Below are 12,179 nucleotides of genomic sequence, written 5' to 3' on the forward strand. Positions count from 1 at the left end.
TCTTGACCTTAAAATGTCAGGTATGGATGGGGTAGAGGTAACCCAGCAGCTTAAGGATAATTATCCCGGAGTAAAGGTTATTGTGATCTCTTCGCATTATCAAAAACTGTTTATGGGCTTTATGCTTAAGACTGGCGTATCGGCTTTCCTGCCAAAGGGAATCTCTCCGGTAGAACTTGTAGATATTATTCGTATTGTGCACAGGCAGGGGTATTATTTTAAAGATGATCAGCTTAGTGTATTGAGGGACCAGATACCTGCCAAGGTACCTAAGCCGGTACTGCAGGAAGATGAACTTCTGTCAGAAAGGGAAATCGAAGTACTTAAACTTATATGCCAGCAAAAAACAGCAAAAGAAATTGGTGACCTTTTATACATTACCCAGCGTACAACAGAAGGACATAAAAATAACCTGTTTGCCAAAACAGGAGCCAGGAATATTGCAGGTTTGGTTATTTATGCGATACAGCAGAGCATTATCCGTGTTGATGAGCTTCCTGTTATATAAAAGGCTTAACGCGTAAAAATACCTGTTTTACAAAAACAGGTATTTTCTACCTGAGTTTGTCGTGTATTTTGCGTGACATTTGACTTATAAATAATTACAAAATTATTGTTAAAAAAACAGGCAGGTTAGCAGTATTTTTAGCCCCCCATAAAATTAGTGCTGTTTTACTTTTGTAACTCTATACCTGCCTGTTTTTTAAAATATAGAAGGTCTGATTTTTATAATTTCAGATTTATTAGATGGGAGCAGCGTGGTAGTAAGCCGCTGCTCTTTTTTTTGTTTATAATTTCCTGTAAAACAAAACATCCCCATAAAGGGGATGTTTCTTTTTAAAATATATATTGATAGTTGGTTTATTCAATTAGAACTTCTTGTCGACTACAATTCTCCTGGTGGCTTGTGCCGTATCAGATTTTATAATGAAAATATACACTCCTGATTCCAGTCCGGTTACTTCAACTTTTTGCAGTTCGGTAGTAAGGTGTTCCTCTTTAACCAGTCTTCCGTTAAGGTCATGCACACTTAATTTTAAGTTTTTATGATCTGTAAAATCCGGTATTTTTATAAATACTGATGTCGTAGCCGGGTTAGGATATACACTCAGTTGCAGGTTCCTGAAATCATTTGCACCGCTGGTACTGGTCACTTCTACGATTGCCTCGGCAGTACTGCAATTAGAAGGATCTGCATTTTCGCAAATTTTGTAAGTTACAATATAGGTACCAACTGTAGCGGTAGGTGGTACAATAAGGTTTCCATTATCATCTATAAAGGCATTAAACATTCCGTCATTATCAGTTATTGATATCGTAATATCCGAATCATTTACAGACATATTGTTAAATAGATCGTTATCAGTAACATCACCGGCAATGCCGCCTGTACCTGCTAATATTGCATTACTGCTAAAATCATCATCTACAGCTTCAAGTTCGTTGTTTACATTTAAAGATGTGGCATTAGAGTAAACAATACAGTTCGTTCCATTTATTGTAGCTACCCTGTATAAATATCCATTATAGCTGGCAGGTACATTAGTAATTGTAAGCGTTTCAGTAGTAGCACCTGAGTATGCAGGGTTTTGACCACCATCAGTAACATCGGTCCAGTTCGTTCCGTTATCGCTAAATTGCCATTGGTAGGCATTAGCATTTACTGCTGCAACAGTATAGGTTGCAGTACCTCCAGGGTTAATGCTTACATCCTGAGGATGGTTAGTTACAATAGCCTGAAGAGGCTGATTTATGGTTATGGTATTTGTTAATGTACATCCGTTGTCATCTGTTATAGTAACTGTATATGTACCTGCTGTAAGGTTTGTCGGATTTGGCGTTCCTCCGCCCGATGATACCCATGAATAAGTATATGGAGTGGTACCTCCGGTAATTTGAGCAAGTGCCGTACCATCGTTATTACCAAAACAGCTAACATCTGTTTTTACTATTGAAACAGAAAGAGGTGCAGGTTGTGTAATGCTGAAATTTCGTATTACAGTACAGCCATTAGCATCGCTAACAGTTACACGATAGTTTCCTGCAGCAAGATTTGAAGCAGCAGTTCCCGTAGCTACAGCTGGTGACCAGGTATAAGTATAGGGTCCTACGCCGCCGCCGGTAGCTTCAATATTGATAGTTCCGTCGTTATTGCCTGAGCAGGTTACGTTTGTCTGGCTCATACTGACTGTTATGGCAGTAGGAGCAGTGATTGTAAATGTGCGTATAACAAAACATCCTGCGCCATCGGTTATGGTACATGTGTAAGTTCCTTCTCCTAAGCCTGAAGCTGTAGCAGCAGTTCCGCCCGAAGGAGCCCATAGATAGCTATAACCCGGTACACCACCGCTTACATTTACCGTAGCCGAGCCGGTAGTTGCTCCGTGACATAGTACATCTGTCTGGGATGTTGTAACCACAATAGGATTCTGTTGCAGTATGGTGAAATTTCGCGTTTGCGTGCAGCCATTAGCATCGGTTACTGTACATATATAAGTACCTACAGATAATCCTGTTGCTGTAGCAGCTGTGCCGCCCGAAGGTGCCCATGAATATGTATATCCCGGTGTCCCTCCTGTTGCTGTAGCCGTAGCCGATCCATTAGCGCCTCCGTTACAGGTTATATTGGTTGTAGAGCCATTAACTACTAAAACCGGAGGTTGTGTAATTGTAAAACTCTGTGTTTTTGTACATCCGTTGCTATCGGTTATGGTTACAATATATGTACCCGGTGCCAGTCCTGTTACGGATGATGTAGTTGCTCCCGAAGGTGCCCAAGAGTAAGTGTACGTTCCTGAACCTCCTGTAACTGCTACACTGGCTGTACCATTCGAATTTCCGTTACAACTAACATTGGTTTGTGTAGGTATTACTGTAAGTGCCTGTGTAGAGGTTATAGTAACCGATTTTGTTATTTGGCACAAATTAGCATCTTTTATAGTTACAGTATATGTTCCAACTGCTAGTCCATTGGCAGTAGCAGCTGTACCTCCTGAAGGTGCCCATAAATAAGTATATGCTCCTGTACCGCCTGTTACAACTACTGAAGCTGAACCATTGCTTGCGCCAAAGCACGATACATTAACTTGTGATGTAGTTGCATCCAGTGCCGAAGGCTGTGTTATTGTAAATATCTGGTTGGTTGTACAGCCTTTAGCATCTGTTACAGTCGCAGTATATGTTCCTGCCATAAGGCCTGAAATAGTTGCTGTGTTATCTCCTATAGGGGTACCGTTCCAGTCATACGTATATGGAGTTGTTCCACCTGTTACGTTTACAGTTGCACTACCATTAGCACCACCGTTACAGCTCAGGTTGTTTTGAGTTCCGGCTGATGCTACTAATGAAGAAGGTTGTGTCAGGGTAAATGTTTTAATAATAAAGCATCCCTTAACATCGGTGATAGTACAGGTATATGTACCTGCAGCCAATCCTGTTGCAGCGGCGGCTGTTCCTCCGGTTGGAGCCCATAAATAGGTATATGCTGCTGTTCCTCCGCTGGTTGTTACTGAGGCTGTACCTGTAGAACCTCCGTTACATAAAACATTAGTTTGTGAAGTGGTTGCTGTAAGTGCAGCCGGTTCAGTTATGGTAAAGCTTTGTGAAGTCTGGCAAAGATTGGCATCCTTAACAGTTACAGTATAAGTACCCGCTGCTAATCCGCTTGCTGTAACTCCTGTACCACCTGAAGGCATCCATAGATAAGTATATGTTCCCGTGCCGCCTGTTACTGATACAGTAGCCGAACCGTTAGTTCCTCCATTACAGCTTACATTGGTTTGCGAACCAACAGAGGCAACAAGGGCATTAGGTTGTGTGATAGTAAAGCTTTGTGTCGTTTGGCAAAGATTAGCATCCTTAACAGTTACAGTATAAGTTCCGGCAGCCAGTCCATTGGCAGTAGCCGCTGTACCTCCAGAAGGAGCCCATAAATAAGTATATGCGCCTGTACCTCCTGTTACATTTACAGAAGCCATACCGTTATTCCCTGTATTGCAGCTTACATTAGATACTGTACCTGCAGTTGCTACAAGAGCACTTGGCTGAGTTATAGTAAAATTCTTGGTTATAGAACAGCCGTTAGAAGCAGTGATTACTACACTATAATTTCCAGCTGCAAGATTTGATGCAGTATCTGCCGAACCTCCCGATGGAGACCATACATAAGTATACGGACCTGGTGCTCCTGCAGGAATGACTCCTGCCGTGCCTGTGTTAACACCATTACACAGTAGGTCATTTTGGAAGGTAGAAGCTACAAGCGTATTTGTAGTTGTTATGATAATGGTCTTAGTAACTGTACAACCGTTAGCATCAGTAATCAGGCAGGTATGCGTGCCCGCGGCTAAACCTGATACAGACTGAGTTGTTGCGCCACCAGGAGCCCATAAATAAGTATATCCGCTCACTCCTCCAAATGGTGACACAGATGCCGTACCTCCTGATACGCAGTTAGCACTGGTTTGTGATGTCGTTGCACCTAATATGGAAGGCTGATTGATAGTAATGTTTTTGGTTATAAAACATCCGTTATTATCGGTTATAAGGCAACTGTAGTTTCCTACAGCAAGCCCTGAAGCTGTAGCAGCAGTACCTCCTGAAGGCGACCATAGATAAGTATAAGCCAGTGTTCCTCCCGAAGCGATTACTGATGCAGTGCCTGTAGCGCCTCCATTACATAAAACATCTGTTTTTGATATTGTAGATGTTAATACTGCTGGCTGTAAAATTGTAAAACTTTGAGTTGTCTGGCAAAGATTAGCATCTTTTACGATAACAGTATAGTTTCCTGCAGGCAATCCAGATGCTGATGCTGCTGTTCCTCCCGTAGGATTCCAAAGGTAAGTATAGGTTCCGGTTCCGCCTGTAACGGCTACTGTTGCCATTCCATTAGTTCCTCCATTACAGCTAACGTTGTTTTGTGAACCAAAAGAGGCAACAAGTGGAGCTGGCTGTGTTACTGTAAATGCCCTGGTTGCCTGGCAACCATTGCCATCAGTGACAGTTACATTGTATGTCCCTGCTGATAATCCTGAAATAGTAGCAGTACCATCTCCTATAGGTGTACCGTCCCAATTGTATGTATAAGGGGTGGTACCACCGCTTACGATTACCTGAGCCGATCCGTTAGCCCCCGTGTTACAGCTTACATTGTTTATAGTACCTGCCGTTGTGGCTAATGCTGCTGCAGGCTGTGTTAAGGTAAAGGTTTCTGTATCTGTACAGCCATTGGCATCCGTAACGGTTACAGTATACGTTCCTGCCGTAAGATTTGAAGCAGTAGCTAATGTACCACCTGTTGGAGCCCATGAATAGGTGTATGCTCCTGTACCACCTGATGCACTCACGGTAGCTGAACCTGTAGCATTCCCACGACAGGCTATATTAGTTTGTGCCACAGCAGAGGCTGTAACTGCATTCGCAGGCTGAAGAATGGTAAAGCTTTGTGTATCAGTACAGTTATTAGCATCTTTAACAGTTACAGTATATGTACCTGCACCAAGTCCCGATGCCGTTGCTGCTGTACCGCCTGAAGGTGTCCATGAATAGGTATATGCTCCGGTACCGCCTGTTGCGCTTACTGTAGCCATTCCGTTAACACCACCGTTACATGATACATCGGTTTGTGAAGCAGCAGTAGCTACAAGTAGAGACGCAGGTTCACTGATCGTAAAGTCTTGAGTTGTTTCACAGTTTTTAGCATCTTTTACGGTTACAGTATAAGTACCTGCAGATAATCCGTTTGCGGTCGCAGTTGTCTGAACCGGCGTTGTATTCCATGAATATGTATATGCAGGCGTACCTCCCGATGCAATTACCTGAGCCGATCCGTTAGCCCCTCCGTTACAGCTTGCATTATTTATTGTACCTGTCGTTGCGACTAATGTTGATGGCTGGTTGATCGTAAACGACCTTGTTCTTTGGCATCCATTAGCATCAGTTACTGTCACTGTATATGTTCCTTGAGATAGTCCTGTAGCAGTAGCTGTTGCTTGTGTTGGTGTTGTATCCCATAAATACGAATATGTTGTTGTACCTCCCGTAGGTGCAACTGTAGCAGTACCATTAGCACCTCCGTTACAAGATACGTCGGTTTTACCTCCGCCTGTGTTGACGTTAAGTGCTGCAGCTGGTTGATTTATGGTAAAGGTCCTTGTAGCCTGGCATCCATTAGCATCAGTTACCGTCACTGTATATGTTCCGGCAGTAAGTCCTACAGCAGTAGCTGTTGTCTGTTGCGGGCTGGTATCCCATAAATAAGTATATGTTGTTGTACCTCCTGTTGGAGCTACTGTTGCAGTTCCGTTATTTCCTCCAAAACAAGAAACATCGGTTTTACCTCCTCCCGCAGCGGCACTAAGTGCTGCTGCAGGTTGTCCTACAACAATATTATTGATAGTATAAGTACAACTGTTATTGTCAGTAATAGTTACGGAGTAAGTGCCTGAAACGATGGATGTTCTGTCTTGCGTTGAGGCGCCGCCCCAGTTATAGGTATAAGGTATCTGTCCTCCTGAAGGCGTAAGGTCAATGCTGCCGTTATTACCTCCAAAACAGCTTACGTTGCTAACGATATAGGATGAAGCGCTTAAGTTTGATGCCAAACCGGTTACTGTAACATTTTTAGTAGTAACACCTGTTGATGTAACCGTAACATTTCCGTTCATTGTACCCGATGCTGTAGCAGCCATGCGTACATATATAGTTCTTGTAGCTACATTGCCACCTGTTTGAGTAAGCGATACACTGCCTCCATAACCAGAACCGGATGTTAATGAAACTTCATATCCTGTAGGAGCGGTTACAACAAGGTCGGCAGTTAAACCACCGCCATTTACAGTAAAGGTCTTATTTGCAGAAGCTGTCCCGCTACAAGTAGCAAAAGCAGTGAGTGTACTTACAGAAGTTGCTACACCGGCAGGTTGTGTTATAACATAATTGGCAGAAGTAGTCTGGCAATTAATATCATCTTTAACTGTTACCGTATAGGTACCTGCTGGAAGGTTGGTTGCAGTCGCTGCTGAACCACCTGAAGGAGACCATGAATATGTATAAGGAGAAATGCCTCCACTAGGTGTGGCAGTGGCAGTTCCGTTACTGCCTCCATAAGTGGTTACGTTTGTCTGGCTTTGACCTATTATGATAGTAATTACTGACAGTATACCCCCGCTTGAATTTGTAGAAGTACAGCCATTTCCTACTGTACATCTGTATCGGTATCCTGTAATAGCACTAGTAGCACCTGTTACAGTAAGCGTTGGAGTAGTAACTCCTGAGTAAGGCGCACCATTAGCTATATCATTATAGTTATTGCCACCGTCAATACTTACCTGCCACTGGTAGATTGATGCACCTGTAGCTGCAACACTAATAGTAGTGTTAAATCCTGTGCAGATAGTTCTGTTAGCTGGATTTCCTGTAACAGCAGGAGTTCCACCCACTGTAAGTGTGGTAACGTTAGAAGAGGCTGTAGGACAGCTTCCTGTAGCGTCAAGCCTGTATTGGTAGCCATTCATTCCTGCTATAGCACCGGTTATAGTAAGCGTTGCCGTTGTAGCGCCCGAATATGGAGCCGTATTGGTAACGTTATTGAAGGGGCCACCTGCAATACTAACTTTCCATTGATAGCCTGTTGCGTTTGATGCAGCTCCTGTAAAGGTTGTATCCCCTCCTGGACAAACAGAACTGTCAGATGGGTGCGTTGTAAAAGTTATTGCATTTACCGTTCCGGTTACCGCTACATTTTTGGTAGTTACACCTGTAGATGAAACTGTAATATTTCCTACCGGAGTACCTGTTGCTGTAGAGGCCAGGCGTGCATGTATAGTGGTGGTAGTTATGTTTCCGACTGATGGTGTAATAGTTACAGTTCCTCCATAACCTGAACCTGGCAATAAAGACACCTCATAGCCGGTTGGGGCTGTTACTATAACATTAGCCGTTAAGCCTGAGCCACCGCTTACGGTAAAGCTTTGTGCTGTTGATGCTGTGCCACTACAAGTAGAAAAGGCACTTAATGAAGTTACCGATGCTGAAACACCGGCAGGTTGTGCAATGGTTACCGTTTGTGTTTTAGTACACCCTCCCAAACCATTTGGAGTGCTGTCAGTAATAGTTACGGTATAAGTACCGGCTGTAAGGCCTGATGCTCCTGCAGCTGTCCCGCCTGAAGGGAACCATGAGTAAAAATATGGTGTTGTACCTCCTGTAGCGGCAACGGTTGCAGAACCATTATTGCCACCATAAGTAGTAACATTGTTTTGTGTGGATATTGAACTGCCAAGTGCAGTAGGGATAGTTAAGGCAGCACTGTTAGAATTGTCGGTACATGAACCGTTTATTAGTTTTGCCCTGTATTGATAGTTATTCATTGTAGCAGTTACTCCTGTTATTGTAAGTGTAGAAGTAGTAACACCGGAATAAGGAGCTGTATTAGTCAAGTCACTAAATCCGGATCCTGTACTAACCTGCCATTGATAATTGGGAGAATTAGTTGCTGTAACGCTGAAAGTAGTGTTCGATCCGGCACAAACGGTTTTTGCTGTAGGATTAACAGTTACATTAGGTATTGCTGTTACTGTACCGCTTACAGCAATAGTTTGGGAAGTAGCTCCGGTAGATGTCAATGTGATATTTCCGCCCGGGTTACCCGTAGCAGAAGCAGAGAGCCTTGCATATACTGTACCGCCGGTTGATGGAAGTGAAAGTGTCGTAGTATAGGTTCCCCCTGATGTTGCTGAAAATTCATATCCTGTAGGTCCGGCTACACTTATTCCAGCTGTTAGATTAGTTCCGGTTGCTGAAAAATTCTGAGAAGCTGATACTGAGCCCGCACATGAAGAAAAGGCACTTAAAGTGCCTGTTGTACCTATTGTAGGAGTTGTATTGGCCGTCCATTTAAAATTATCTATTGCAAAATAATCGTAATTGCCACTTAGCTGGATTTCAAGCCGGTCTATACTAAGACCCGACTGAGCGGTGAAATCAACAGAATTAAAGCCATTTCCTGGCAGACCATAGCCTATATTTGAGCTTGGATATGTTTTTATAACACTAAATTGTTCTACTCCGCCCAGTTTTCCAACAAATGTAACCGATCCGGCTGCTCCATTAAAGCTAACATTAGGATATTGTTCTGCAACACCTGTTAGATAGATCCAAAGGCTATTTAGCTTGAAGAAGCCACTAGCGATAGTAATAACACCTGTCTGGCCTAAAACGGGCTGATTTGCCGGGTCATTGACTTGTATAAAATTACTTGAAGCATTATAACCCAATCCAGTAGATGGAGAATCAAAGACATTAAAGCCATATGGCCCGCTCATATTGAATGTTGCGGAGCCACTTGTGAAACTTGACTGAAGGTGGGTGGCTCCTTCAAACGTTTCTTCAGTAGTTTGCGCAGCAATGTGCTGTACCGCAAAAAACATAAATGTTAATAGTAAGTAGAGTTTTTTCATAATTTAGAAAATTGAATTTTTATCTATTTGAGGGGTTGCATTATATTTTTGACTTATTTTGCCATATCTTAAAAGATGTTAAAGATATTTAAAATTATGCAAAAACACGAGCTTAAGGTTATTGTTGAGTCTATTATTTCGTTAAATACTGTTGATAATTATGTAAAATTCGCAAAAAACCTATCAGATTATTATAAGAAGATAACGACAAACAGGCCTTCTGAGATCAATGAAACCGTTGTTAAAGGCGGTGTTGCTTTATCAAGCTCAGGCGCTGCCGATTGTGTTGATGATTATTTACGAACGGTGTATTTTATTAAAGGCGTACATAAGGCTTTGACGAAGCTGTGCAATGATTTTCCAGACAGAAGCATTAATATACTCTATGCGGGCTGTGGCCCTTATGCAACGTTAATCCTGCCGTTACTTCCTTTATTCGATAAAGGCAGGATTAATGCCATATTGCTAGACATTAATGCATCATCAATAGAATCTGTACACAATCTTATATCGGTTATCGGCCTTGACGATTATCAGCTGCAATTAATTGAAACTGATGCCATCACATATCGTACACCAAATGATTTTATAATTGACCTCGCAATATCAGAGACCATGCATTACGGTCTTACGCGCGAGCCCCAGGTTGCCATCGTAAAAAACATTGTTCCTCAGCTGCCTCCTCATGGCATATTGATACCGGAGGCAATAAGCATAGATCTTACATATACCTTTTTTGACTACGAGCCCTATCTTAAGAATGCTATAAACGAGGTAAAGGGCCACAACGAATTGCAGCCCTATCTCCATCGTGTATTTGTTGATAGATTATTTACAGTAAACAAAGAACTTTTTAGCAGCCCGAGTTACGATTGTAAATTTGAAAGTAACTTTTATGAACTGCCGGATAATTTTACCAATCACCCTGATGTTTGTGTTTTTACCGAACTTATAATCTATGACGACATCGAGTTAAAGACAGCTGAGTCCTATATTACAAATCCCTACTGTATAGTGTCAATGTATAGTCTGACAGGTTACTCAGGTATTCAATTGGTATACGACTTTAGCGATATTCCCCAATGGTCACATAATTTAAAAGAACGGGTTGTAAATAATCCTGATTAATTTCTTGAAGGGAAAATTCCCGATGTGCATATAATATAGTTCATTGCCATGTAAGGCTGCATTACATTTACAGGTTGGCCGCCGCCTGCTGCACCTGTTGTAATGTTACTGGTTAGATCTACACTTGGTGAAGAAGTAGCAAAACCTAAGGTTCCTGTAAACACCCTTGATACTAATCCCCCCGGTGTAGCTATCGACATACCTTTTACAGGTACAGAGGCGGTTGCATCAGCCGGACTTACAGATACAGTACCTGCACCGGTGTGTGTGTGTGACGGTATTTGTAGTGTAGTTAGTGTTACACTAGGGCTACCTGCCATAGAACCAGCGGGATATTTGCCGGAAGTATCTGTTCCTAGAGGTACTCTACCCTGAAGGTTTGGCAGCGCAAATGTTGTTTGTCCGTCGCCACCATAGGTAGTACCTAAAATTGAAAAAAGTGCGGTGTTTTGTGCTATAGATAAAAGTTGACCATTGCAAAGTGCCCAACCTTTAGGGGCAAAATTTCCAGCAAATAATTTTACGATTCCAATAAATTCTTCCATAATGCTTGAGTTTTTAAAGTTGATAGTTGGTTTAATTGATTGATGCTAAATTAGATAATGGGGTGAAGCCAAAACCGCGTACTTTTACCTGATTTTTATTCCGTTAAAAGATGTTTTTTAGCATTTGATAGATTTATAAAAAAGAGAATGTACATTTACGGCAGAAAACAAGCGGTTGATTGTAAATAATTGCTTAATAATTATTTTATCTTTGATAGCAATAATTGTTTCAGGAAACAATTAACTTGCCTCTTTATCTGATTGATTATAACCAACAGTAACCAATTTATTATTTATATTATGGCACAAGAAAAACCAGTAGACACTATCGAATTAACAGATGCTATACGCTATGCTAAAAGATGGAGAAAACAAGAAGGCACATATTACACGCACAATGAACTTCATGCCTTCCTGATTCCAAAAGAAGATTTTCAGAATATACTTACTGAAGAAATTGATGCGGTAAGAGGCTATTTAGGAGTTGACGACAACGGATTTGAAAAACTTATGTTTGTAGGTACTAAATATGATAAGGTTACTCAGACTTTTATCGATCTGCTTCCTGGAAAAGAAGCAGGTAACAATATCTATGATATGACAAGGCCATGTCCTAACGCCTGTGACAACAGCAGTGAGCTGAACCTAACGAAAAGTTAATGTATTTGTTAAAAGTTATATTAAAAGTATTATCCTATGTAGGGCTTTGTACTCTGCTGATCAATACTATTATTTACTCAATAGGCTTTGCTCAAAGGAGCAAAGCCTATAAAGTTTTTGTAGTATACCTTTTGTCTCTGTTTATTATACAATTAGTGACAGAGGTATATGCATCTAATAACATTAACAATCATTTTATAAGTACATATTACCTTTTTTTTCCTTTTATATTACTTAGCATTTTCTTTTATTACCTTTTTTCAGGTATAAGCACTAAAAAAAAAAATATTGTAAAATATTCGGCATCTATCATTGTAGTAGGGTTAATTATTCAATATTGGATGCAGCCCAAGCTTTATTTTGAATTCAATTCTTTAGGGCTACT

General features: G+C 41.4%; 5 protein-coding genes. 3 read left to right on the top strand and 2 right to left on the bottom strand.

Annotated elements, in window-relative coordinates; all coding sequences use genetic code 11:
• Positions 1–508 (top strand): LuxR C-terminal-related transcriptional regulator (locus ACX0HA_RS14435; protein ID WP_458846005.1); only part of this gene is annotated, 508 nt, incomplete at its 5' end.
• A gap of 361 nt (positions 509–869) precedes the next feature.
• Here ACX0HA_RS14435 and ACX0HA_RS14440 read toward each other — a convergent pair.
• Complete coding sequence (locus ACX0HA_RS14440) at positions 870–9,461, bottom strand: T9SS type A sorting domain-containing protein (RefSeq protein WP_458846006.1); 8,592 nt, start codon at positions 9,459–9,461, stop codon at positions 870–872.
• A gap of 96 nt (positions 9,462–9,557) precedes the next feature.
• Between ACX0HA_RS14440 and ACX0HA_RS14445 the strand changes: the two genes are divergently transcribed.
• Complete coding sequence (locus ACX0HA_RS14445; RefSeq protein WP_458846007.1) at positions 9,558–10,589, top strand: SAM-dependent methyltransferase; 1,032 nt, start codon at positions 9,558–9,560, stop codon at positions 10,587–10,589.
• Here ACX0HA_RS14445 and ACX0HA_RS14450 read toward each other — a convergent pair.
• Positions 10,586–11,134, bottom strand: a complete 549-nt coding sequence (locus tag ACX0HA_RS14450; RefSeq protein WP_458846008.1) for a phage tail protein — start codon at positions 11,132–11,134, stop codon at positions 10,586–10,588. The genes ACX0HA_RS14445 and ACX0HA_RS14450 overlap by 4 nt on opposite strands.
• A gap of 300 nt (positions 11,135–11,434) precedes the next feature.
• Here ACX0HA_RS14450 and ACX0HA_RS14455 point away from each other — a divergent pair, with 300 nt between their 5' ends.
• A complete protein-coding gene (locus ACX0HA_RS14455; RefSeq protein WP_458846009.1) occupies positions 11,435–11,794 on the top strand; it encodes a hypothetical protein in 360 nt (119 codons plus the stop codon).
• Positions 11,795–12,179 lie beyond the last annotated feature (385 nt).

The sequence above is a fragment of the Flavobacterium hauense genome (genome assembly GCF_054457175.1).

What these genes read in the sequence shown, in the direction of transcription:
- ACX0HA_RS14440 (WP_458846006.1), bottom strand. Translation starts at nt 9,461, where the DNA reads ATGAAAAAACTCTACTTACTATTAACATTTATGTTTTTTGCGGTACAG.
- ACX0HA_RS14445 (WP_458846007.1), top strand. Translation starts at nt 9,558, where the DNA reads ATGCAAAAACACGAGCTTAAGGTTATTGTTGAGTCTATTATTTCGTTA.
- ACX0HA_RS14450 (WP_458846008.1), bottom strand. Translation starts at nt 11,134, where the DNA reads ATGGAAGAATTTATTGGAATCGTAAAATTATTTGCTGGAAATTTTGCC.
- ACX0HA_RS14455 (WP_458846009.1), top strand. Translation starts at nt 11,435, where the DNA reads ATGGCACAAGAAAAACCAGTAGACACTATCGAATTAACAGATGCTATA.